19 protein-coding genes are annotated in these 25,772 nt (G+C 42.4%); 7 read left to right on the top strand and 12 right to left on the bottom strand.

What is annotated here, in order from left to right; all coding sequences use genetic code 11:
• Positions 1–44 precede the first annotated feature (44 nt).
• Entirely contained in the window at positions 45–1,358 is a 1,314-nt protein-coding gene (locus J8M00_RS10425) for a Na+/H+ antiporter NhaC family protein (protein WP_211010183.1), read from the bottom strand.
• A gap of 386 nt (positions 1,359–1,744) precedes the next feature.
• Here J8M00_RS10425 and dapB point away from each other — a divergent pair, with 386 nt between their 5' ends.
• The 6 genes from dapB to ccoG all read left to right on the top strand — a co-directional run bounded on the left by dapB (position 1,745) and on the right by ccoG (position 10,780).
• Positions 1,745–2,545 (top strand): 4-hydroxy-tetrahydrodipicolinate reductase, encoded by an 801-nt coding sequence (gene dapB / locus J8M00_RS10420; protein ID WP_211010182.1) that lies wholly within the window; start codon positions 1,745–1,747, stop codon positions 2,543–2,545.
• Between the two features lie 210 nt (positions 2,546–2,755).
• On the top strand, positions 2,756–3,892 hold the full coding sequence (gene carA, locus J8M00_RS10415; protein ID WP_211010181.1) for a glutamine-hydrolyzing carbamoyl-phosphate synthase small subunit: 1,137 nt from the start codon (positions 2,756–2,758) through the stop codon (positions 3,890–3,892).
• An 18-nt stretch (positions 3,893–3,910) separates the two neighbouring features.
• The gene (carB, locus tag J8M00_RS10410) at positions 3,911–7,129 is read left to right on the top strand and encodes a carbamoyl-phosphate synthase large subunit (RefSeq protein WP_211010180.1); all 3,219 of its coding nucleotides are present in this window, start codon (positions 3,911–3,913) and stop codon (positions 7,127–7,129) included.
• Between the two features lie 46 nt (positions 7,130–7,175).
• Positions 7,176–7,652 carry a transcription elongation factor GreA gene (gene greA, locus J8M00_RS10405; RefSeq protein ID WP_211010179.1) on the top strand — a complete coding sequence of 159 codons (477 nt, stop codon included), beginning with the start codon at positions 7,176–7,178 and terminating at the stop codon, positions 7,650–7,652.
• Between the two features lie 167 nt (positions 7,653–7,819).
• A complete protein-coding gene (locus tag J8M00_RS10400) occupies positions 7,820–9,259 on the top strand; it encodes a sigma-54 interaction domain-containing protein (protein WP_211010178.1) in 1,440 nt (479 codons plus the stop codon).
• A gap of 138 nt (positions 9,260–9,397) precedes the next feature.
• Positions 9,398–10,780, top strand: coding sequence for a cytochrome c oxidase accessory protein CcoG (gene ccoG / locus J8M00_RS10395; protein WP_211010177.1), 1,383 nt, complete (start codon positions 9,398–9,400; stop codon positions 10,778–10,780).
• A gap of 454 nt (positions 10,781–11,234) precedes the next feature.
• Here ccoG and J8M00_RS10390 read toward each other — a convergent pair whose 3' ends face one another.
• The 11 genes from J8M00_RS10390 to ccoN form a co-directional block, all read right to left on the bottom strand.
• A complete protein-coding gene (locus J8M00_RS10390) occupies positions 11,235–15,329 on the bottom strand; it encodes a GEVED domain-containing protein (RefSeq protein ID WP_211010176.1) in 4,095 nt (1,364 codons plus the stop codon).
• A 484-nt stretch (positions 15,330–15,813) separates the two neighbouring features.
• Positions 15,814–16,737 (bottom strand): universal stress protein UspE, encoded by a 924-nt coding sequence (gene uspE / locus J8M00_RS10385; RefSeq protein WP_211010175.1) that lies wholly within the window; start codon positions 16,735–16,737, stop codon positions 15,814–15,816.
• 95 nt (positions 16,738–16,832) lie between these two features.
• Positions 16,833–17,561 (bottom strand): FNR family transcription factor, encoded by a 729-nt coding sequence (locus J8M00_RS10380; RefSeq protein WP_023401635.1) that lies wholly within the window; start codon positions 17,559–17,561, stop codon positions 16,833–16,835.
• Between the two features lie 185 nt (positions 17,562–17,746).
• Entirely contained in the window at positions 17,747–18,415 is a 669-nt protein-coding gene (locus tag J8M00_RS10375; RefSeq protein ID WP_247687319.1) for a sulfite exporter TauE/SafE family protein, read from the bottom strand.
• Positions 18,405–18,578 carry a cbb3-type cytochrome oxidase assembly protein CcoS gene (ccoS, locus tag J8M00_RS10370; protein WP_063373912.1) on the bottom strand — a complete coding sequence of 58 codons (174 nt, stop codon included), beginning with the start codon at positions 18,576–18,578 and terminating at the stop codon, positions 18,405–18,407. The genes J8M00_RS10375 and ccoS overlap by 11 nt, the downstream gene beginning before the upstream one ends.
• A complete protein-coding gene (locus J8M00_RS10365; RefSeq protein ID WP_211010173.1) occupies positions 18,575–20,947 on the bottom strand; it encodes a heavy metal translocating P-type ATPase in 2,373 nt (790 codons plus the stop codon). Before J8M00_RS10365 ends, ccoS begins: the two co-directional genes overlap by 4 nt.
• Before the next feature lie 5 nt (positions 20,948–20,952).
• The gene (locus J8M00_RS10360; protein ID WP_023401639.1) at positions 20,953–21,444 is read right to left on the bottom strand and encodes a FixH family protein; all 492 of its coding nucleotides are present in this window, start codon (positions 21,442–21,444) and stop codon (positions 20,953–20,955) included.
• Between the two features lie 124 nt (positions 21,445–21,568).
• On the bottom strand, positions 21,569–22,534 hold the full coding sequence (ccoP, locus tag J8M00_RS10355; protein ID WP_211010172.1) for a cytochrome-c oxidase, cbb3-type subunit III: 966 nt from the start codon (positions 22,532–22,534) through the stop codon (positions 21,569–21,571).
• Positions 22,531–22,716: a cbb3-type cytochrome oxidase subunit 3 gene (locus J8M00_RS10350; protein WP_023401641.1), complete on the bottom strand. Its 186-nt coding sequence runs from the start codon at positions 22,714–22,716 to the stop codon at positions 22,531–22,533. The genes ccoP and J8M00_RS10350 overlap by 4 nt, the downstream gene beginning before the upstream one ends.
• A gap of 6 nt (positions 22,717–22,722) precedes the next feature.
• A complete protein-coding gene (ccoO, locus tag J8M00_RS10345; protein WP_023401642.1) occupies positions 22,723–23,343 on the bottom strand; it encodes a cytochrome-c oxidase, cbb3-type subunit II in 621 nt (206 codons plus the stop codon).
• 12 nt (positions 23,344–23,355) lie between these two features.
• Entirely contained in the window at positions 23,356–24,789 is a 1,434-nt protein-coding gene (gene ccoN, locus J8M00_RS10340; RefSeq protein WP_023401643.1) for a cytochrome-c oxidase, cbb3-type subunit I, read from the bottom strand.
• A gap of 505 nt (positions 24,790–25,294) precedes the next feature.
• On the opposite strand from ccoN, the gene J8M00_RS10335 reads away from it, so the two are divergent.
• Positions 25,295–25,579, top strand: a complete 285-nt coding sequence (locus J8M00_RS10335; protein ID WP_211010171.1) for a hypothetical protein — start codon at positions 25,295–25,297, stop codon at positions 25,577–25,579.
• The last annotated feature ends 193 nt before the right edge of the window (positions 25,580–25,772 follow it).

Genomic DNA, 25,772 nt, shown 5'->3' with positions numbered 1-25,772 from the left:
AAGAGCGAATGTGCACCCAAGTTGATTGAGTGCACAAGCAAATATTAAGCTTTATTCCTTCTCAAGATAATCACTGCTACAGCCGTGAAGGCAAGGATAAAGCAGTAGAATGAAGAAGTGGAAACATCCCAAGGGCTTATACTGAATGTTGCGCCTAACAATAATGCCTGAGCACCATATGGCAATGACCCTTGCATGACACATGCAAATATATCGAGTAAGCTGGCAGACCGTTTGGGGGAAATATCGCTGTCATCTGCAAGCTTTTTGGCAACAGGACCTGCAACGATAATACTCACAGTATTGTTTGCAATACACATATTACTGGTCATAACTAAAGCGGCAATACCGAGCTGATCGGCAACTTTGCTATTTAGCTTTCCGAGTGAAGAGGTCACTTTGTGGATCTTTTTAGCGATATATTCTAAGCCGCCGTTGATTCTAATAAACTCAGACAAGCCACCAATAAACATTGACAGTAAAAAGATCTCTTGCATGTCAGTAAAGCCTTTATAGACGTCTTTAACAAAAGCACCGCCTTCGTAATCACCAGCGAAGCCCACAGCAGCGGCAAAAATAATGCCACTGAATAACACCGCAAACACATTGAGGCCCATCACTGCTAATACCAAAATAAAGACATAGGGTAAGACGAGCAGCCAATCAAAAGGTTTGGTTTCAACCGCCTGTGGTTCTGGCGTTAAAAATACCAAAAGCAATACCGTAAAAAATGCAGCAGGCAAGGCGATTTTTAAATTCTCTTTAAACTTGTCTTTCATTTCACAGCCCTGTGTTCTTGTAGCCGCAATAGTGGTATCCGAAATAATAGACAAGTTATCTCCAAACATGGCGCCGGATACTATGGTGCCAGCCATTAATGCTGGGTCAATGCCTGTTTTGATTGACACTGCGTAAGCAATTGGCCCAATTGCGCCAATAGTACCCATAGACGTCCCCATGGCTGTTGAAACAACAGCAGCAATAAGGAACAAACCTGGAAGTAGGAAAGATGGAGGGATCAAAGACAACCCTGCATTGACTACCGCGTCAACACCGCCGGTTGCTCCCGCTACAGCAGAGAAAGAGCCTGCCAGTAAATAGATCAGACACATTGTAATGATATTGCTGTGACCAGCACCTTTAATAAAGGTTTCGACACTTTGATTAATAGAAGTCTTGTTTAACCAAAATGCGAGCACAATAGCTGGCAATATGGCTACTGGTGCGGGTAACTGGTAAAAGGCGTAATCGACACCTTGAGATTGTAAATATAGACCTGCACCTAAAAATAGGGCAACGAAGGTTAGTAAAGGTAGCAAAGATAACTTTGCTTTAGTGTTGTCAAAAGATGGCTGCATAGCACTCCCCAAAAAACAGTATCTACTTAATTGCAATGTGTAAGTAGAAATAACCACAGCCAACAGGGCTATTATTAGCTGTATTTAAACTTCAACGCCCGCAATAATTAAATCGGCGAATGCGGAAGTTTAAATGTTTAGACGTCTAAAGTCTACGGTCTTTATTATAATTATTGAATAACTGACTATGACATAGAGATGGGCTAAACTCTAGGCCTGACAAAGCTTGAGGTGATCACAGTTAGTGATGTAACTTAGTGATTTTACTGAATAGCAACCTGATCCGTTCTCGCAAAGCCGCCAACAGCGATAGCTGTCGGGTACTGTTTAGACGGGAGTGATTAGTGTGATTTATAGCAACGTATAATTTTAGGAATGAGAGAATAATGACAAAAATAGGTGTGTTTGGGGCCAACGGCAGAATGGGTCAAGCTTTAATTGAAGCTGTGGAAATAGAACAAGGAGCACAGTTGGCTGCCGCATTTGTTAGATCAAGCTCGCCTTTTTTAGAAACCCCAATTAAAGCGTTACAACCAGTGCATTCATCAGAGCTGACTTTTTCTGATGAAGAGGCGAAGGAGTGTCATGCTGAGGTGTTAATTGATTTCACTTTACCTCAAGGTATGTTGGTCCATTTGAAGACTGCGATTGACAATAAAGTACCAATGGTAATTGGTACTACAGGTCTAGCAGATGATGAAATGGCACAGCTACGAGAAGCAGCGAAAGTAATACCGATCGTTTTTGCACGTAATTTTAGTGTGGGTGTAAACCTGCTCCTTAACTTAGTCCAAACAGCGGCGACTAAGCTTGCCGACGAAATGGATATAGAGATTTTTGAAGCACATCACAGAAACAAAATTGATGCACCGTCAGGAACAGCATTAGCAATTGGTGAAGCTATTGCAGAAGCAAAAGGGTGGGACCACGATGAGGTGGCTCGTTATGATCGCAGCAGTGATCATACGGCTAAAAGTCAAGATGAAATTGGCTATTCAGTCCTCCGAGCAGGTGACATAGTTGGTGAACATACCGCTTACTTTGCAACCATGGGTGAAAGGCTTGAATTAACCCATAAAGCAGCATCTCGATTAACGTTTGCATCAGGTGCAGTAAGGGCTGCGCAATGGTTAAAAAACAAACCAGCAGGACTTTATGATATGCAAGATGTGCTAGGTTTGAAGTAGTTTGTTTATTTTTTTGGCGGTTTCAATTAAAAAAGAGTTTTAACAGCTTATTTTTGAGTTTTTTGATTGAATTGTTAGACGAATCGAAGAAAGTGCTGTAGACTATAACGAATTTGCCAAAAATTTATTTACTGCGTGTTACCAAGCGCTTTGTAGACGGGAAAAAAGCGTGTTTGCTTATCCCGTTTTTTCATATCTATGGAGGTTAACTTGACTAAATCCGCTCTGTTAGTCCTTGAAGACGGTACGGTGTTTCGCGGTACTGCCATCGGCGCCGACGGTATATCTGTTGGTGAGGTAGTATTCAATACGTCTATGACAGGATATCAAGAAATCTTGACAGATCCGTCTTATGCGGAACAAATTGTCACCTTAACTTACCCGCACATCGGAAACACTGGTACAAACAGTGAAGACGAAGAAGCGGACAAAATCTGGGCTAAAGGCCTTGTGATTCGTGACTTACCATTACTTGCAAGTAATTTCCGTAACGAACAATCGTTAAGTGATTATTTAAAAGAACGTAATATTCTAGGGATAGCGGATATCGATACGCGTAAATTGACGCGTATCCTACGTGATAAGGGTGCTCAAAATGGATGTATCATCGCTGGTGATGATGTCGATGAGCAAAAGGCGCTTGAAGCGGCTAAGGCATTCCCTGGCCTGAAAGGAATGGATTTAGCAAAAGTAGTAACAACAGAGTCTTCTTTCCAATGGAATGAAGGTAGCTGGACACTAGGCGAAGGCTTTAAAACGCTTGAGCAAGGTGAAGAGCAGTTCCATGTTGTAGCCTACGATTTTGGTGTAAAGAAAAATATCTTACGTATGCTAGTTGACCGCGGCTGTAAACTAACCGTTGTCCCTGCAGAAACCTCCGCTGCAGAAGTACTGGCGTTAAACCCTGATGGCATCTTCCTATCAAACGGACCTGGTGATCCAGAGCCATGTACTTACGCGATTGATGCTATCAAGTCTTTCCTTGAAACAGACACTCCAATTTTTGGTATTTGTCTAGGTCACCAATTACTGGCATTAGCATCTGGTGCAAAAACAGTAAAAATGAAGTTTGGTCACCACGGTGGTAACCACCCAGTTAAAGACCTAGATCGTGATGTTGTGATGATCACTGCTCAAAACCATGGTTTTGCTGCTGATGAAGAGAGTCTCCCTGACAACCTTCGCGCAACGCACAAGTCTCTATTCGACGGTACGTTACAGGGTATTCACCGCACTGATAAGCCTGCTTTCAGTTTCCAAGGTCACCCTGAAGCGAGTCCTGGTCCACACGACGCTGCACCGTTGTTTGACCACTTCATTGAATTAATGCAAGCGCGTAAAGCCTAATTTATTACTGGAGTAACAATGCCAAAACGTACCGACATAAAAAGCATTCTAATCTTGGGCGCAGGCCCAATTGTTATCGGCCAAGCATGTGAATTTGACTACTCTGGTGCTCAGGCCTGTAAAGCGCTTAGAGAAGAAGGCTATCGAGTAATTCTTGTAAACTCGAACCCTGCAACTATTATGACTGACCCGGAAATGGCAGATGCGACGTACATCGAGCCAATTCACTGGGAAGTTGTAGAAAAAATCATTGAAAAAGAGAAGCCAGATGCAGTCCTTCCTACAATGGGTGGTCAAACTGCGCTTAACTGTGCACTGGACTTAGACAAGCACGGTGTACTTGCCAAACATGATGTTGAGTTGATTGGCGCAACAGCTGATGCAATCGACAAAGCTGAAAACCGTGAGCGTTTCGACATCGCGATGAAAAACATTGGCCTTGAGTGTCCTCGCGCAGAGATTGCACACTCTATGGACGAAGCGAAAGACGTACTTACTCGCATTGGCTTCCCATGTATTATTCGTCCTTCTTTCACAATGGGTGGTACCGGTGGTGGTGTTGCTTATAACATGGAAGAGTTCGAAGAAATCTGTACACGTGGTTTAGATTTATCGCCAACAAATGAACTTCTTATCGATGAAAGCTTACTGGGCTGGAAAGAGTATGAGATGGAAGTTGTACGTGACAAAAACGACAACTGTATCATTGTATGTTCGATTGAAAACTTTGACCCAATGGGTGTTCACACTGGTGACTCAATCACGGTGGCACCTGCGCAGACGCTTACTGATAAAGAATATCAATTAATGCGTAACGCTTCTATGGCGGTACTGCGTGAGATTGGTGTTGAAACAGGTGGTTCAAACGTACAATTTGGTGTGAATCCAAAAGATGGCCGTATGGTTATCATCGAGATGAACCCACGTGTATCTCGTTCATCAGCTCTTGCATCAAAAGCAACGGGTTTCCCAATCGCGAAAATTGCAGCAAAACTTGCTGTAGGTTACACGCTTGACGAGCTTCAAAACGACATTACTGGTGGCGCAACACCAGCATCTTTCGAGCCTTCAATTGACTACGTTGTGACTAAGATCCCTCGTTTCAACTTTGAAAAGTTTGCAGGTGCAAATGACCGCCTAACGACTCAGATGAAGTCTGTTGGTGAGGTTATGGCGATTGGTCGTAACCAGCAAGAGTCACTTCACAAAGCACTTCGTGGCCTAGAAGTTGGCGCAACGGGTTTCAACCCAATCGTTGCACTTGATGACCCTAAAGCAAAAGAAACTATCATTCGTGAACTACGTGAGCCAGGTGCAGAGCGTATATGGTACATTGCGGATGCAATGCGTCACGGTATGAGTGTTGACGATGTATTTGACCTAACTAAGATTGACCGTTGGTACTTAGTTCAGATTGAAGACATCATCAAAGATGAAACTGCTATTGCAGAAGCAGGCCTTGCGGGCCTTAACAAAGACTTCTTGCGTCGCTTAAAGCGTAAAGGTTTCTCTGATGCGCGTATCGCTGAAATTGCAGGTGTTTCTGAAAAAGAAATCCGTAAAAAGCGTCATCAGTTAGAGATCTTACCTGTTTACAAGCGTGTTGATACATGTGCAGCTGAGTTCAGCTCAGACACAGCTTACATGTACTCTTCATATGACGAAGAGTGTGAAGCAGCACCGTCTGAAAAAGACAAAATCATGGTTATCGGTGGTGGTCCTAACCGTATCGGCCAAGGTATCGAGTTCGACTATTGTTGTGTGCACGCGGCGCTTGCAATGCGTGAGGATGGCTATGAAACTATCATGGTTAACTGTAACCCTGAGACAGTTTCTACAGATTATGACACTTCTGATCGCCTATTCTTTGAGCCAATTACACTTGAAGATGTACTAGAAATCGTACGTGTTGAAAAGCCTAAAGGTGTTATCGTTCAGTACGGTGGTCAAACGCCACTTAAACTAGCACGTGACTTAGAGGCGAATGGTGTGCCAGTAATTGGTACTTCTCCAGATGCGATCGACCGTGCAGAAGACCGTGAGCGCTTCCAGCAACTTGTTGAGCGCCTAGACCTTCTTCAGCCTGAGAACGCGACGGTGACTTCACTAGAAGAAGCGGTAGCTAAATCTCAAGAAATTGGTTTCCCTCTAGTTGTACGTCCTTCTTACGTATTAGGTGGTCGTGCGATGGAAATCGTTTACGATGAAGATGACCTACGTCGTTACATGACAGAAGCTGTATCCGTTTCTAATGAAGCGCCTGTACTTTTAGACCGTTTCCTAGACGATGCAATCGAAGTGGACGTGGATGCTATCTGTGATGGTGAAAACGTGATCATCGGCGGTATCATGGAGCATATTGAACAAGCAGGTGTACACTCAGGTGACTCAGCGTGTTCACTTCCGGCACACTCGCTTTCTCAAGATATCCAAGACGTAATGCGTAAGCAGGTTCGTGACATGGCACTTGAGCTAGGTGTTGTGGGTCTAATGAATACCCAATTTGCAGTGAAAGATGGCAAAGTATACCTAATCGAGGTTAACCCTCGTGCCGCGCGTACTGTACCATTTGTTTCAAAAGCAACAGGTGTTGCACTAGCAAAAGTAGCGGCACGTTGTATGGTTGGTCAGTCTCTTGAGAGCCAAGGCGTGACTAAAGAAGTTATCCCACCTTATTACAGCGTAAAAGAAGTCGTACTTCCTTTTGCTAAGTTCTTAGGTGTTGACCCAATTCGTGGCCCTGAGATGCGTTCAACGGGTGAAGTTATGGGTGTTGGTGAAAACTTCGCCGAAGCGTTCGCGAAAGCACAATTAGGTGCATCAAACGCTTTACCACGTGGCGGTCGCGCGTTACTATCTGTTCGTAACAGCGACAAGTCACGCGTAGTTGAGCTTGCTAAAACAATGAAAGCTATCGGTTTTGAGCTTGATGCAACAAACGGCACAGCTAAAGCTTTAGAAGAAGCAGGTATTGAAGTACGTCGCGTGAACAAAGTATTCGAAGGTCGTCCTCATATTCTTGACCGCATCAAGAATGGTGAGTACAGCTACATCGTAAATACGACAGAAGGTCGCCAAGCGATTGAAGATTCGAAGGTGTTACGTCGTGGTGCACTTCAGCATAAGACTAACTACACCACCACGCTAAATGCAGCGTTTGCAAACTGTACTGCGCATGCCGCAGACGACAGAAGCTCTGTAAACTCTGTACAAGAACTACACCAGCGATTGAACTAATGGATATAAGCCAAGGCCTTTGGCCTTGGTTGCAAGTGAGAGACTTATGCAATCAATTCCGATGACTGTACGAGGCGAAGAAATGCTTCGTGAAGAACTGAACCATCTAAAAAAAGTGGTCCGTCCTAAAATTGTTGCCGATATCGCAGAAGCGCGTGAACACGGTGACTTAAAAGAAAACGCTGAGTATCACGCTGCGCGTGAACAACAGGGTTTTTGTGAGGGTCGTATCCAAGAAATTGAAGCTAAATTATCAACTTCTCAAGTTATTGATGTCACAAAAATGGCAAACAATGGCAAAGTCATTTTCGGTACTACTGTAACTATTGTAAATGTCGATACTGACGAAGAAGTAACGTACAAAATTGTTGGTGATGACGAAGCAGATATTAAAAACAATTTAATCTCTGTTAATTCTCCGATTGCACGTGGCTTAATTGGTAAAGAATTAGATGATTCAGTTAATATTCAAACACCAAACGGTACTGTTGAATACGAAATCATCGAAGTTGAATATGTCTAATTAGTCTAACCTATAGACCAAAAGCCCGGTACATTGTTACTGGGCTTTTTTATGTCCCTTTCCTTTTATTGTTATCGATTGACCTAGATCATTCTTTACCGCCCGGTTCCTAGTTTGAACAAGTAGATTGGCGTAGTATTAATCGTGAAATATCACGAGGAAAGATAATGTCATCAGTTATTAAGCACTTCTTAAATGATCCTAAGTTGTTATTAAACGCGGTAGGCGAGGGGATCTACGGTTTTGACTTATCGGGTAATGCTGTATTTATTAATCCAGCCGCAGAGAAAATGACAGGTTGGAGCGCCGACGAGTTACTTGGCAAAAAAATCCACCAATATCATCACCACAGCCATGCAGATGGCAGTGAATACCCTGCAGATGAATGTCAGATCTATAAAACCATGTTTGATGGGGAAACACGGTATGTCAAAGGAGAGGTGTTTTGGCGTAAAGATGGTTCTTGCTTTCCAGTGGAGTATACGTCGACGCCTGTGTACCGGGATGCCCAAGTAATCGGTGCCGTGGCTATTTTTCGCGATATTTCACAGCAGGTTGAAACAGAGCAGGCACTGCGGGATGCATTGACGCAAGTTCAATCTCTTTCCGAGCAGCTTAAAGACGAAAACAGCTATTTATTGTCCGAAATCAACCAAAACTGGCAAGGATCCGGTCTAGTTGGTGAAAGCCATGTCTTCAATCGTATGTTAGAGCAAATTAAGCTAGTGAGTAAAACTGATAGTACTGTGCTTATTCTAGGTGAAAACGGCACGGGTAAGGAGTTAGTTGCGCGTAATCTACATGCGCTAAGCGCACGATCTGAATTACCATTCGTAAGGGTCAACTGCGCGGCGTTTTCCCCTAGTTTGTTAGAGTCGGAGCTGTTTGGCCATGAAAAGGGTGCTTTTACTGGTGCTCATGATAGAAGGAAAGGGCGATTCGAGCTGGCCCACAACGGAACGCTTTTTTTAGATGAAATCGGGGAGTTGCCCCAAGAAGCACAAAGTAAATTGTTGCGAGTATTGCAGGAGCAGGAGTTTGAGCGTGTTGGAGGCAGTAAAACAATCTCCGTTAATATTCGTGTTATAGCGGCTACGAACAGAGATCTTTGGCAAATGGTTGAGCAAGGGACGTTTAGGATGGACCTATATTATCGATTGAACGTATTTCCTATTAAAGTCCCACCACTTAGGGAGCGAAGAGAAGATATCCCGATGCTATGCGCAAACATGATCAACAAATTGAATGTCCGTCTGGGAAAACACATTCAGGGAATTGCCAAAACATCACTTAAAAAACTACAGTTGTATGGCTGGCCGGGCAACATTCGAGAACTACAAAATATACTCGAACGAGAAGCTATACTGGCCAACGGTCATACTCTGCACCTATCTCAGCCGCTGTGCATTGAGGATGGGGTGAATGACGAAAGTGAGATCAGCTTGCGCCTTGATGAAATTCAGAAAGCGCACATTGCAGAAGTACTCGAACTGAGCAATTGGAAAATATCTGGAAGCAAGGGGGCCGCAGATAAGCTTGGCTTGAATGAAAGCACATTGCGCTCGAAAATGAAAAAGCTTGGAATTGTTAAAAAGCGCGATATTTAGAGGTTAATCGTGATATATCACGATTAATAAATTGAATAAAAAATAAAAATATATAAAAATCAATATTATATATAAGTTTCAGTTTGGTCTGAAAGTTGCAAATGACAAGGTGTGTTTCACTTAATGTAAGCAAGTAATATGAAGTTTGATATAAAAGAAGAGGATATGATTATCAAGCCCTACAAGCAAGAGGGCCCAATTTATATCCGTGAACAAAAAGGGTTCTTCCAAAAAATCCGTCGCTATCTTGGTTGGATCCTAATGTTTATATTTGTCGCTATTCCATGGATCCCGTATAAAGGTCAACAAGCTATTCTTCTAGATGTTGCGAGTCAGCAATTTAGGATTTTTGGCCAAACATTTTTACCTCATGACTTTATGATCCTAGCATGGATATTTATGGCTGGAGCCTTCGGCCTTTTCTTCGTAACAAATTGGCTTGGGCGTGTATGGTGTGGTTATACCTGCCCACAAACCATTTGGATGTTAATGTTTACTTGGGTTGAACACCGTGTGGAAGGAACACGTAACCAACGGATTAAATTAGACAAAGCAAGCTGGAATGCACAAAAAGCAGCTAGAAAAATGACTAAGCACGCTATTTGGCTTGTAATTTCACTTTTTACTGCGACCTCTTTTATGGCGTATTTTGTACCAGCCAAAACTTTATACATGGATATGTTTACGTTGGAATGGTCTGGGCTAGTAAGCTTTTGGGTGTTTTTATTTGCCTTTTGTACATATGGGAACGCAGGCTTTTTAAGAGAAAAAATGTGCAATGTCGCATGTCCATACTCGCGCTTTCAATCGGTAATGTTTGACAAAGACACCTTGGTTGTTACCTACGATGCGCAAAGAGGGGAGCATAGGGGACCACGCAAACGTAAGTCTGATTATAAAGCGAAAGGTTTGGGAGATTGTGTTGATTGCAATCTGTGTGTAGAAGTTTGCCCCGCAGGTATTGACATAAGAAATGGGTTGCAATACGAGTGCATCAATTGTGGGCTTTGTATCGATGCCTGTGACGATACGATGCATAAGTTTGGTTACTCTACTGGATTGATCAAGTATGCCAGTGAAAATCAAGCTGGCGGAAAAACTTCCAGTCCATTTAGGTTAAAGCTCGTAGGTTACGCAGGGTTATTTGTTGTGATTGTAGCGACAATGGCTATTTGGGCATTTAATCGCACTCCGATAGAAGCATCCGTGATCCGTGACCGAAATGCGTTGTATCGAGTAAATTTTGAAGGCTTAGTTGAAAACCCTTATACCTTAAGCATCATCAATAAAACCCAGCAAACTTTGCATTACCAAGTTAGCTTCAATGGGTTACAGGGCGCAGAATTGAGCGCGCCACAAGAGATTGAGATCCAAGGGGGCAAAATGTTACTCGTCCCTGTCACCATTGCTGCCGATGGTTATGACATTCAGAGAAAGCGTACGCCAATCCAATTCACCATTTCCGCGAATGAAGATAGTAGTATTTCGATTACGAAAGACAGCTATTTTTATAAAAACTAGTGTTTTAGTAGAGCACTGGGTTATTCCTCAAGGGCCAATTGGCCCTTTTTTATTTTTTCGAAATTATCTGTACAATTAGCCTGTTGATAGCTGTCATACTCCTTGGCAAAACAGTGCTTTGGTAATCAGCTTGTAGTTCTACTATAGGTGCTTAAAGAAAAGATGTGGTTTCAGTTTTTTAATTACAAAAGTGAGCATAGTAGCCCATGTGAAAGGTGCGGTGTTTTAGTGAGTGATGATCAATCTGAATGCCCGCACTGCAAAGGTTTGTCTAGTAAAGACGCACGCTATCTTAAAGGCATTAGGAAAAATGAAATGTCAAACAAAAATAAGGGGCTAAGTCTTTTGATGAAGGTGCTATTTTGTTTATGTGGGCTAGGGGTTGCGTACCTGTTTACCCTATAAAAAAGCCTCTTATTGCTAAGAGGCTTTGGCCAGTGAGAAGATTATCTGTTTATTCAAACTTTGCGTTAAGCTGTGTTCCGGTACCTTGGCCAGACACCATTAAGTAGTGCCATCCAGAGCCTGGGTTATTAATCACAATTTGTTCTTCGCTGCTACCTTGAGTAGTCGCTGAGTTTTGGAAGTTACTTGTGCTTGGCCAACCGGCTGCGTTTTGGTAAATGCTAGCGTCTCCGTCTCCACCTGAAGTGGTGATTGTTAGCTTAGACTGACCTGCAGGAACGCTAATGGCAACATAGACTGTGTTGGCGCCCATACAGATGGTATCATTATTAGACAAGTTGCCACGTGTTTGTGGTGTTTTAGTCGCACATGCATTGACAGGAGGCTTGATAACATCACCTTCTGTGTATGAACCAGTCAATGTAACGTTGTCAGAGGCTGTCCAGCCTACAACCGAAACATAGTACAGACCGCCGGATTTAGTTAATTTGCTGCTATCGCACGTTTCGTCTCTATTGCCGCTAGTATATGGTCTACAATCCCAGTTGTTTGCAGTATCTGAATCACCAAATTTTACGTATAAATCAGGGTCACCAGTTCCCGCACCCATCTCAACATTGATATTTTCAGCGCCCTCAGGGACGAAGAATGTAAAGGTTTTAGTTTCTTTTGCTGCAATTGAAATGCCTGATTTAGTCACTCCATTGAGTAAGTCTGATTCAGGACCTTGCTCGTCAGTAATTGTCACTGAGTAATCTTCAACTTCACCCCAACCGTACGTGCCACATGCAGGTAATTTCCCATCTGTTAATTCATAAGATTGGATCACTCGCATTGTTGTTGAGCCATTTTGAGCAGAAGCAGGAATCGTTACTGAGTTAACCACTTCATCAAAGGTAGTAGCGCTAGTTTGAACTAACAGCTCCCCTGAGTCGTCAAAGCTATTGTTTTGGTTAAGATCTACATAAACAGCCCAATTTGCAAGGTATGGCCCATTGGAACCGTGTGTTAAACCAATCTCTGTTGCGTCGCCTTTTTTAAATCTGAAACCAGCATTGTCAAAGTGGCTGAATTTGCTTTTTTCTGAGCTATTACTCAAGTTGCCAACGCGCACTTTACTCGTCCATTGAGTTGTTGACTTTGCGTATGCAATGCAGTGAGCTGCGCCACTAACCACGACGTTTTGCTCTTTCACATAGCTTACGCCATTTTGCAATGTAACTTTTGCTCTTACAGCATAAGTACCGGAATATAGATAAGTGTGTGAAGGGCTACTTTGTGTGCTGGTATGATTTGGGTTTACCGCGCTGTCACCAAAATCATACTCAATCGAAGCAATTTCAGCATTACTTCCAAACGAGTCCGTAAAGTTAACAGTAAGGTTATTTGTCGTTACATTGGCAGAGAAGTCGGCTGGGTTATCAGACTGGATGTCTACAGTGAAATCTTCAACTTCACCCCACCTGATGCGTCCGCATGGAGATTTCAACTCTTCGTAACTTTGTAGCACGCGCATTCTGGTTTTACCCGTCAACGCGGTTGTAGGAATAGAGATTGTTTTTTCTATGTCATTTGCTGTATTTGCGCCGACCCAGTACCAAACGCTTTCTGAATCCTCAAAAGAGCCGTTGTGGTTCATATCAATATAAACACGCCACTCCGCGTTATAAGAAGATTTAGATCCAGTAGCACCTTGACGTACAGATAGAATATTATCACCTCTAACTGCGCCGAGTACTTTGTCTGTGTGGTCAGTATAATTTGCTGCGCCAGACGTAACACTATTACCGTTTAGTGTAACATTTGCGTTATATTGATACTTTGGTTGGTTACCGTATGCACGGCAATAATCTTGGCCAGCAGGTGCTGATACTGTAATTACCTTCGAATGAGTATATGTTTCACCACTTTTCAAAGTAACGGTGAGCGTTACCGTGTACTCTCCACCAAAAACATATTGGTGATTTGGGTTTAACGAAGTGCTGGTGCTTGAATCGCTAAATAGTCCATCGCCAAAGTCCCACTTGACCGAAGCCACATCAGTAGAGTCGATAGCAAAACCTACGTTGAAATCGTTGTTGTTAATGGACGTTGTAAATTCAGCTGGGTTTTGCTCTTTTATTATGGTGATACTGTAATCTTCGGCTTCACCAAATTTGAAATCACCGCACGCAGCAAGTTGTGTCTCTCCCTCACGCAGCGTATTGGATTGAATAACACGCATTCGTGTTGTGCCAGCTAGTGCGCTGTCGGGAATGGTGATATTAGCGAGTATGGGCTCAGGAGAAGATTTGGATAGCGGCTCAGAAAAATGAATGAGCTCGCCTGGGTCATCAAAGCTATTGTTTTGGTTTAAATCAATGTAGACGGCCCAGTATGCGGAGTAGGGACCAAATTTACTGCCACGCGTACCTTGTTGCAACTCAATTCCTGTTGCTGAGCCGGCGTAAACAGTAAACGGCTCTAGTGCAGTGTGATCGGTATACTGCCTTCTATCCGACTGATGTGCTTTACCATTCACTGATACACTTTGTGTATATTGATAGACTGCATTTGTTCCTTTAACTCCACAGTAGCTTTGGCCTGGCGTAGCGGTAATGGTTACTTGCTGAGAGGCTGAATGGATCAATCCTTGATTATCGGTAGCTGTATATCTAACAATGTAAGTGCCAGGAAATAGATAGTTATGGGTAACCGAGTCACCTTGTGCATATGGCTTATTATTGTATACACCATCACCAAAGTCCCATAGCGTAGAAACAATATTGCCATCGCTATCGTTAGCCTGACCAGAGAAACTGGCTGTTAAGCTGCCTGGTGTAATGGTAGTTTGCGTAATTGTAGCTGACGGCGCGTTGTGTGCTGATGTGCGTAAAGCAGCCATAAATGTAGCGCGTTCATTGTGTACTCGTGCATTATCATTGACGTCAACAGTTCCCCCAGCTTCACCTTTATAGTTATTATTGGGGTTTGACCATACATTTAGCCTTTCTCCACAATCACTGATGGCCATCAGTGTGCGCCACGTTTTAGACTCATTACAATATCCGTGGCCAAAAGCAAAAGGAGTGGTCGTCGAATCATTGTCATGTCTTGCTCCGTACAAGTGTCCAAGTTCATGAGCAAATGTGTTTTTAAAAGTACCCCAGCTACTCAAAGTAAATAAGGCACTCTCAGCATCCGTACCGATTTGTCCAGCCCACCCAGCCCAAGGTGAGCTGGCATCTTGGTCTGCTAAAAATACCATGATATCTGCTTGGTGTTCATCTCGAATACTTTTTAGTTCTACGCCAAATCCGTTTGGAGCCAGTGGATTAGGCTCTGCTAGCCAACTACTTGTGTTTTCATTTAGTAGTAACGAGTTATCCTCTGCCATGTCTCCGGTGGATACATAGCCGGTTTGATAGGAATGTATGATTCTGACGCTTGCGTTAATGCCACTAGCCGCGTAGCTGTCGTTGGTGTCTTTTTCCATTAGTGCTAGGTATGCATCGACATCGCCAACCTCTGCCGCGAGTTTATCTGTATAGGCAACCACTACAGTTACTTCAGGCGTTGCACTTGCGTCGCTGCTTGCTGCTGCGCGTAAGAAAGGCGAGATCTCCGTATGACCCACTAAACCATGTGAAGAGTCACCATGCTCCAAACCTGGTCTATCAGCCGTGGAGTCAATAGGCGAGTTGTCTTGGATGAACTTACTTAATTTATAAAGACCATTTCCCGCAGGGGTTAATAAATAACCAGTATTGCCAATGTAAATCTTTGCGCTGTAACTGCTATTTGTTTTGATCATTGACAACTTGGCATGCCCGTCGGACGAGCGACCATTTATGTAGGTTATTTTACTATTTTGTTTCGTTACTTCATACAGGTGAATTTGTACAAACTGCCCATCAATTGTAAGGCTCAGTGAATTTCCTACTTGCAGGTTTTCACCCAAAGCACTATTTAGTTTGATTGAATCTAAAATCAGCTTTTGCTTTGTTTGGGTAGGCTCATTTGTTGATGACATCACTAGATTTGAAATTTCATTTTCAAAACTCAATTGCCTATCAAACAGATAGGTTTCTTGAGCAGATGCTGAAAATGAAACAGTGATAGCCGTTGCTAGGGCTAGCTTTCTTAATTGTTTTTTTTGTCGCACTGTAACTTTCCTTTAACGAGTATGGGTAAAGCAAAATATGCTTCACATGTTGTTAAAGAGGTTTTTAACCATTGAAATTCAATGATATACCTCTTGCATACCACACTTTAATGACAGTTTTTAAAGTGTGATTGTATACAATATACAGTATGCGATTAAGATTTGTACATGGTTTTGTTGAATTATTATCAACGTAGAGGAGTACTCAAATAAGAAACAACGTTTTTAAGTTCCTTTTTCATTAACAAAATCAATGAGGTATCAAATTAGGTGCGAATAGAAAAAAATTTACTTTTTTTGATGTGAACGAGTATTTGATGTTATGGGTTATGGGTTATGGGTTATGGGTTATGGGTTATGGGAGTGTTTAAATCTAAATCGGGCGGCTGTGCACACTAATGATAAGAACGAGTATCATATGGGCTGGATATCGGGTTATCAAGCTGAGATAAAAAAGTCCGATACTAATATCGGACTTTATTTGTTAGTGGTCTAGTGGGCTCTTATAGCCATCTGGTTTCAGTGCTAATACATCACAGTCTAGGCTGTCGATCACATGCTCTGCTGTATTGCCAATTAATGCTGCACTTAAGCCTGTGCGCCCAACCGTGCCAATGACAACGAGCTCGGCTGACTTTTTCTCTGCTACAGATGGGATCACATCTTCAGGGAGACCTTCTTCAATGATGCATTTTTCTTTGGCAATTTCGAACTGATTGGCCAAAGACCATGTTTCGTCTTCGTGATGCTTTTTCACCGCTTCGCTATATTGAGATGGATTGAACTCGGGGATCTCAATTGCAATATTAACCGGAGTTGCAGGGTAGGTATTAACCAAACTTAAAGACGCATTTGCTAAATTACAAATGAACTTTGCGTCTTTTATTATTCGTTGGTTGAGCTCTTGATGTTGATCGTTATCACTGACGGAGTTGACAGCTGCAATAATTTCACCATGCTCAGGCCATGCTTGATCTTTAACCAGCAAAACTGGAGCGGGGCACTTCCGTATTAAATGCCAATCCGTTGGTGTAAAAATCACGGATTTTAGTGTGTCGTGTTGATGTGTGGACTTAATGACGATGTCGAACTGCTCATTGAGTACTTCTTCAATAATGGCTTCATACGGCCGGTTGTGCCATACCACTTTGGCCTGAATATCAAGGTCTGTATATTGCTCAATCAACACGTTGATCCACGCTTCTCTATCCTTGATGACCGCGAGTCTCATGGCCTCACGCTCCTCTTTAGAGAGCATTGTCGTCATTTCATAGGAAAAGTCATAGATAGAAAGGAACGCCGTTATTTCAGCACCAGTTGTTTGTGCAAGACTAATTGAGCGCTCAAGACTGTTTTGCTGCTCTTTAGTCGGGTCAATAACAGTAAGGATTCTCTTTATCTTATCCATACAAGCCTCCTGTGGCACTTGGCTAATCAATATACTTTGAGTGTAACTGATAAAGCCAAGGTATAAAGCTATTTCGATGGAAAAATTGGCTTAGATCAAGTAGTAATACCTGCCGCAGCAGCTAATCCTTGTGACTCTAAAATAGTTATGAATTTGCCTTCGACCTTGATAAGACCAGCTTTTTGGAATCGACTGAGTAGTCTACTAATTGTTTCAACAGTCAGGCCGAGGTAATTACCAATTTCGCCTCGGGTCATTGTGAAGCGGAACTCTTTACGTGAAAAACCACGTTCACCAAAGCGATTAGATAGATTAAAGATAAATGTAGCGAGTCTTTCTTCTGCGGTCTTTTTGTTGAGTAACAGCAGCATCTCTTGATCATAATTGATTTCATTACTCATTAAGCGCATGATCTGCTGTCTAAGTTTTGGCAATTTACCAGCGAGCTCGTCCAGTGTATCAAATGGTATTTCACATACCATGGACGTTTCAAGTGCTTGAGCGAAGCTTTGATGTTGCATTTTGTTGATAGCATCAAAACCCACTAAATCACCAGCAAGGTGGAAGCCCGTAATTTGCTCGTCACCTTGTTCAGACAGGGTGTAAGATTTAAATGAGCCAGATCTCACAGCAAAGATAGCTTGAAGTGGTGAGCCAGACTCAAACAAAAAATCACCTTTGTGAAGAGGCTTTTTGCGCTCAATGATTTCATCAAGCTTATCCATTTCGTTGCCGTTAAGTGAATAAGGCAGGCAAAGCTGACTTATACTGCAATTTGTACAACTTATTGTACACTGACTTTTGGAGCGATTATTTAAATCCATAATTAATCCATTACTCTTAGACGCACATAAAAAATAAATTCAAAAATTGCATGAAATAAAAACTTAAATATTTCAATTAAGTTCAGTACTTCGAAATTTTCACGATATAAGCCTTTAAAAACTCCTGCTTTTAAAAACTTAATTGATGCTTGCTATTATCTAATATTCGCAAGCATAAAACTAGATTAAACTACTAATTTATTACTAGTAATGATAATCAAGTAAAACCCATACCACACAAATAGGTTTCCTAGCGCAATGCGCGTAATTGTGTGGTTCAAAAACTTGTTCAGCAATTGTGCTGACTGCCCTGCAACCAAGAGTGCAGGGAAGGTGCCCAAGGCAAAAGCTACCATAGTAAGCGCCCCGTAAAGTGCGCTTTTGGCTTGAAGGCTCCACAATAGCGCGGTGTAAACTAACCCGCATGGTAGCCACCCCCAAAGTGCGCCATAAGCTAATGCTTTTGTCTTGGTATCAATTGGCAAAATATGTTTGTTTAACTTCACAATGCGCCGCCAGATAATGAAGTTACCTAGCTTTTCTAGCCAGTTTAAAGTACCAGCTAGTCGCATTATGTATAGACCGACTAACAACATAAACAAGCCACTTAAGTAAGACAAAGCCAACGCAAAAGAGGTGTGTTGCTTAGCCAGCGAAACACCCAGCGACGCGACAAGTAACCCCGCAACGGCATAGCTTAATAGTCGGCCCAAATTGTATAAGAAGGCGACAACAATTGGCTTTTGTTTTGTTTGTGCTAACTGCAGACTTGATGCAATACCACCACACATCGCCAAACAATGTCCGCTGCCCATCAAGCCCATAAAAAATGCACTAGCAAAACTAATTTCCATCGTTACTCTTTTTGTGCTGCTCTTTGTCATCTTCAAACAAAATACTGTGAGCTTGTTTGTTTAGGTCTGAGAACTGTTCACTTCTGACGGCCCAAAAAAACACGCCAATTGCAATGACGACAAATAAGATGGCGATGGGGATCAACACGTAAATTATACTCATAGCTTTAGTAACCTTAATGAGTTAGTTATTACCACAATTGAGCTTGCAGACATGCCAATCACTGCAAGCCAAGGCGGCACCAGCCCGAGTGCTGCCAAAGGTAGGATGGAACCGTTATAAAGCAAAGAAATAGTCAAATTTTGTTTGATTATTTGCTTTGTTTTGATAGCAACACTTTGTAGTGTTTTTAGCGAATTTAGATCACTATTTAACAGTACTACATCAGCCGTATTTTTTGAAATATCAGCACCTGTTTCCATTGCAATAGATAAATGAGCGGTATTGAAAACCGGGCTATCATTTACACCATCTCCAACCATTGCAACAATATGTGCTTTATCAGCCCATTGTGCGACCACGTTTTGTTTATCTTTTGGTGAGCACGCTTGTTTGTAGGAATCCAACCCTAACTCATTGGCAAGATTACTTGCCGCATTGGAGCTATCGCCCGTTAGCATATGGCAGGTTAGCTGTTGTGATTGTAAAAACTCAATGACCTCAGGTGCACTGCTTCTAACTTTATCTTGAAGATAAAAATCCGCAACTGGGTGCTTATCTATGAATAATGTCGCTTGAGAAAATGAAGCATGGCTGCCAAACCAATTTGCCTTGCCAATAGCAACGTCTTTACCGTCGTAATTACCGCTTACACCGAGTCCTGTAGAGACTATAGTATCTGTTATTTCAATGAAATGGTCGCTTTTGTCTATAAAGGCTTTTGCAATAGGGTGTTCGGAGTAGCGCTCCAATGCACAAGCAAGGGCCATGATCATAGGTTCAGTGTACTGTTCGTCTAAAACAGCTACTTTCAAAATCGTAAACCGTCCTTCGGTAAGAGTACCGGTTTTATCAAACGCGTAACGAGTTACTTTTGGTGCTGTTTCGAGCACATGCGCTTCTTTGATTAAGATCCCTTTTTTGGTTAGGGTGGCAACTGCACAGGTTAATGCTGTGGGGATAGCAAGACTGAGTGCACAAGGGCAGGTAGCGACTAAAACAGCAATAGTGATCCAAAACGCATGTTCAGGCTCAACGTGATACCAGCCAATCGCGGTGATTGAGGCAAAAATGAGCAAACACGCCACAAACCATTGAGCTACCTTGTCTGTTACCTCAACAATTTTTGGTCGTTTCATGAGAGCATTATGTTGCAGTTTAATGATCTGGTTGAGTAGTGTGTTTTGACCTACTTTATTAATTTTTAAAGTGATAGCGCCGTCATGATTAAGAGTTCCAGCATAGACTTGATGATTTACAAATTTTTTAATTGGTAAATGCTCACCTGTCATCATCGACTCATCGACGGTACTGGTGCCTTCAACAACAATACCATCGGCAGGAATGGTTTCGCCTGGTTTAACCAAAATTAGATCATTAAGAGCTAAGCTTTTTGCAGCAATGACCTCTTCAACTGCGCCTGTTATCTTTCTCGCTGTGAGCGGCATTAGTTTTTGTAAGTTTGCGGTAAACTCACTGGCTTTCATTCGGGCTCTAAACTCGAGGTATTTCCCAAGTAATAGTAAGAAGGTGAACATACAAATAGATTCGAAGTAGACTTCACCGACAGACATGACAGTAGCGTAGCAACTCGCGCCATAGGCTCCAAAAATAGCCAAAGAGACGGGCAAGTCCATATTCAGTTGACGGCTTTTAAGGCCTTTGATCGCATTGGCAAGAAATGGCAGGGCAGAGTAGAGAATGACGGGTGACGCTAAAATTAGGCTTATCCACCTGAAGTACTGCTCAAACCCCTCATCCATCCCGGAAAACATGCCAAAATACATAGCGAATGCGAACATCATGACTTGCATCGTCATTAATCCGGCTACACCTAGTCGGCGCAAATATGCCTTTGCTGCGGCTTGCTTTTGTGCTGCTTCTTCATCAGCTTGAAATGGGTAGGCTTTGTATCCTATCTGCAATAAGGCACCAATAATTTCACTAAGTTTTGTGCTCGAATCTTGCCATAAAACCATAGCTCGGTGGGTGGAAGTATTTACATCTACGCGCTGCACGCCAGCAAGCGCAAGTAGTTGTTTTTCTATCAGCCAAGCACATGCCGCACAACTGATCCCTTCGACGCTAAGCAATACCTCTTTATTGCTGCCTTGGTCGGCAACGAAATCTTTCTGAATATCTTGATTGTCGTAACTGAGCAATTCTTTTAATTGCTCCGGAACAAGCTCCTGCACCTTTCCACTAGACTCAGTACGAAACTTATAATAGTCGCTCATACCTTGTGCGAGAATTGTCTCAGCAACAGCCTGACAACCTGTACAGCACACAGGGCTTGCTACACCTTCAAACATTACTTCGCCTTGAAACCCATGAGGTACGGCTTCGAGGCAATGGAAACAACTTTTTGCCATAAGACTTACTTGTATTGAGGTGTAATTGAAATCGGTTTGTCAGTCGGTAACTGTAGGTTTTCCTTCATTTTCCAACTGCTGTCCATTGGTTCGATAAAGACGGTGAATGCACCGTGATGCGCCTCATCTAGCAGTGCCGTAAAGGCTCCACTGGCATTTGCCAGCAGCGTGAGTGAAAAATCATATTCTTTTATTGTTCGGTGATAGAAGGAGACTTTAAGTGCGTTAACTTTGCTGTGATCTCCCTTGGTAAAATTAAAACTCACGCGCTCATTTTCAACAACGAGGTCACCGTGTAAATATAGTGCTTTAGCTTTATCGAATTTACTCAATTCAAGGTTAATCGCTTTACCTTTTTTATAATAATCATCCACCACCATATCAGGTCCATTGCCCACTGCAACAGTGACTAAAATAACGCACGCGATGATGGTAACGAGCGGGAAAAACATTAAAAACCAAGGCCAAAAATTCTTATACCAGGGTGTTGGATTCATAATTGTTCACTACTTTACAATGTTGTTGTATCTACTTTATCGCAAGATTTATATATCTAAGCTCTATTCTTATATTAAAGAGCAAGCCTCCAAATTCGGAAGCTTGCTTATTTCATCTAACTGTTTATTTGTCTTGCGACAAACTGTAAACATAGGCTGTTAGAAGGTGAACCTTATCCTCACCTAAAATGTCTTTCCAAGCTGGCATTACACCTGCGCGGCCATGACGAACGGACTCTTCAACGGCTCTTTGAGAGCCTCCATATAGCCAAATATTATCTGTTAAGTCTGGAGCACCAAATGGTAAGTTGTGAGCAACAGAGCCTTTGCCATCCATACCATGACAAGCAGCACACATTGCAAACTTACTTTGACCTGCATCGGCGTCTTTTTGATTAACCTTTCGACCTGATAAGCTCAAAACATAGGCGGTCATTTCTTTTACGCCTTGCTCTCCTAACGCCGCTTCCCAACCGGGCATCGCTGCAACGCGACCTTGTAAAAGCGTCTCTTTTATTTGCTCAGGGTTGCCACCATAAAGCCAGTCTTTATCCGTTAGGTTGGGAAAACCCAATCCACCACGTGCATCTGATCCATGACACTGAGCGCAGTTTTGTGCGTAGAGTCTTTGGCCAATTTCAAGCGCTTCAGAGTTTTTAGCTAGTGTTAATACATCTTGCTCTGCAAATGCTTTAAAGATGGGACCAAAGCGCTCATCTGCGGCTTCAAACTCTTTGTCGAGCTGAACCCAGAGACCTTTGTCTTTTGCTTCCAAAATAGCTTGCTTAGACTCTTCAAGGGAAGTGACCCCTTGGTTAGAACTTGTCCAGCCTAACAAACCTACGAAGTTGCCCAATCCAGGGTACATCGCAAGGTAATATACAGACCAAACGAACGTTGCGAAGAACATGTAAGTCCACCACTTTGGCAATGGATTGTTAAGCTCTTCAATGCCGTCAAACTCGTGACCACAACTGGCACCTTCTTCGACACCTGTGTAGTTTTTCAGGTTCCAAATTAGTAGGCCAAAGATCAGAGCCAGACATGCTAAGGTCAATACAATGACCCAAATACTCCAAAAGCTAGTCATTTTTCAGACTCCTTTTCCTCTTTTGAGACTGTGTTGTCGTGTTCTATTTCATCGTCGAAAATGGCTTTCGCAGCGTCGTCAAATCGACTCTTTGTTCGCTTACTGTATGCCCACACAACAATCACAATGAACAGTACTAAAATTACCAGAGTTAAAATGCCTCTGTATGTGCCGTAATCCATAATAAATTACTTCAAGTGCGTGCCAAGTTGTTGCAAATAAGCTATGAGTGCTTCCATTTCGGTCTTGCCTTCCACAGCTGCTTTTGCACCTTGAATATCTTCATCGGTATATGGCACACCGAAGTTTTTGAAGACTTCAAGCTTCTTAGCGGTTAATTTACCATCCAGTATGTTCTCTTCTAGCCAAGGGTAACCTGGCATATTTGATTCAGGAACTACGGAGCGAGGGTCGATTAAGTGCGCATAGTGCCAGTCGTCTGAATAGCGACCACCTACACGAGCTAAATCAGGGCCAGTTCGTTTGGAGCCCCATTGGAAAGGGTGATCCCAAACTGATTCACCAGCAACAGAGTAGTGTCCATATCGCTCAACTTCATCACGAAATGGGCGGATCATTTGTGAGTGACAGTTGTAACAACCTTCACGCACATAAATATCTCTACCTTCCATTTCAAGAGCCGTGAGTGGACGCAAACCATCTACAGGCTGTGTTGTGTCCTTTTGGAACATTAGAGGCGTTATTTCTACCAATGCACCAAAGCTAATTGCAAACACAGTTAAAATCGCCATCAAGCCGACATTTTTTTCTACAATCTCGTGTTTGTTTGTCGAATTATTGTTGCTCATATTCGATACCTCTTAAGCCATTTGTGTGTTTGCATCAGTAGCCAATGAGCCACTTTTTGCTGTAACAGTACGGTATACGTTATAAGCCATTACTAGCATGCCGACTACGATGAACACACCACCTAAGAAGCGCATGATATAGAATGGGTATGATGCTTCTAAAGATTGCACAAAACTATACATAAGTGTGCCGTCTGAGTTCACTGCTCGCCACATCAAGCCTTGCATTACACCTGAAATCCACATGGCTACAATGTATAGAACAACGCCTACTGTGTGTAACCAGAAGTGTGTGTTGACAAGCTTAACGCTATACATATTTGCGTGGCCAAAAAGAGCAGGGATCAAGTGGTAGATAGCGCCGATTGATATCATTGCGACCCAGCCTAATGCACCTGAATGTACGTGACCAACAGTCCAATCTGTGTAGTGTGACAGCGCATTTACTGATTTGATCGCCATCATTGGACCTTCAAATGTTGACATGCCGTAGAAAGACAAAGATACAACAAGGAAGCGTAAAACTGGGTCTGTACGAAGCTTGTGCCATGCCCCTGATAGCGTCATGATGCCGTTAATCATACCACCCCAGGAAGGAACAAATAGAATGACAGACATCACCATACCTAAAGACTGAGTCCAATCAGGTAGCGCAGTATAATGAAGGTGATGAGGACCTGCCCAAATATACAGAGAAACAAGTGCCCAAAAGTGTACAACTGACAATCTATACGAGTAAACCGGGCGACCAGCTTGTTTTGGAACGAAGTAGTACATCATACCTAAGAAGCCCGCAGTGAGTAAGAATCCTACCGCGTTGTGCCCGTACCACCATTGCACCATGGCATCTACAGCACCAGCATAGATTGAATACGATTTAGTAAGTGACACTGGTACGGCCATACTGTTAACAATGTGAAGAACAGCAACGGTAATGATAAATCCTGCATAGAACCAGTTGGCAACATATATATGAGATACCTTACGGTTAATCAACGTGCCAAAAAAGACAACAGCATAGGTTACCCAAACAACCGCGATTGCGATATCAATAGGCCACTCTAGCTCTGCATATTCTTTTGAACTTGTAATGCCTAGAGGGAGGGTAATTGCGGCTGCAACGATAATTGCTTGCCAGCCCCAAAATGTAAAAGAGGCTAATTTGTCGGAGAATAGACGCGTTTGGCAAGTACGTTGCACAACATAGTAAGACGTTGCGAATAATGCACTTGTACCAAATGCGAAAATAACAGCGTTCGTATGTAACGGACGAAGTCGAGAGTAAGTCAACCATGGAATGTCGAAGTTTAAAGCAGGCCAAGCAAGTTGCGCTGCGATAAAGACACCTACACCCATGCCAACGATGCCCCAAATCACTGTCATAATAGCGAATTGGCGTACAACCTTATAATTGTACTCAGTTTGTGATGCTACTGTTTGGCTCATTTTCTGGATTCCGCTGCAGTTAATGCGTTTAGAAATGATTAACCTGTAAAACAGGCCCTATATTTTATATTTCAACAGTCCCGCTTTGCGTACGCTAAATAAGACAAAGCAAGCCTGAGAAACCCTTATTTTTGCAAGGAAATAATAATTTTTTTGCAAAACAAAAGATACCTAAAACACCCCAAAGCATGACATCAATCAAGTTTTCAGCAGGTAGTTAAAAACCGCTTAGTTTTCATGACCACGGTCAAGCCAACCGAGATTAATTTCAACCTCAGGTGGCTCCTAAATCTTGATAAGCGTAGTATCATAGGCATATGTATAAGACGAATTATCAGCTTAAATTATGCGCTATTTTTCAACATTCGCTTTGGTATTTTTAATTTATTTACTTGCGTCTTGTTCAGACCTATATATAAGTATACATGAAAGTTCAGAAAAAAGTGAACGTTCAGTCAAAACTAAAAATTGCATTCAATCTGAACCGTGTCAAATGGGAAATGGTGTGAGGTATTGGGTGTCAAATGCACAACTTAAGGCTGAGGAGCCTTTCGAGATCTTTATTGAAGCTCGGCCGGGTTTGCAAGTTAAAGGTGCACATATTGAGGGTGTGTCTATGTATATGGGAAAAATCCCCATTTTTTTCCGTGAAGTGGAAGCTGGGAGATGGAAAGCTGATGCAATGCTCGGAGCGTGTAATCTAACAGAAATGAAATGGCAAATCGTGTTTACTGAAAATAGTAAACTGTCTTCAAACGGGCCGGCATACCTATTCTCTTATCGTCAATAATTGACACTATTCTTACCCCAACCTTTCTTAATATTGCAATTCTTCAAACTGCCTTCTTTCATTAACAATGTAATTTTACTGTAACTTGCACTGCAGTGTTATTGAAACAATTGGTAGATATTATTTTGGGTTTGTTACTCTAAACACACGAAATATAGGGCTTTTGTCTTAATCAATAGGTTTTTTTTTGGTT

This window comes from Pseudoalteromonas luteoviolacea (genome assembly GCF_018100925.1).
Taxonomy (GTDB): Bacteria; Pseudomonadota; Gammaproteobacteria; order Enterobacterales; family Alteromonadaceae; genus Pseudoalteromonas; species Pseudoalteromonas obscura.
This window is presented reverse-complemented; position numbering and strand designations above follow the sequence as displayed.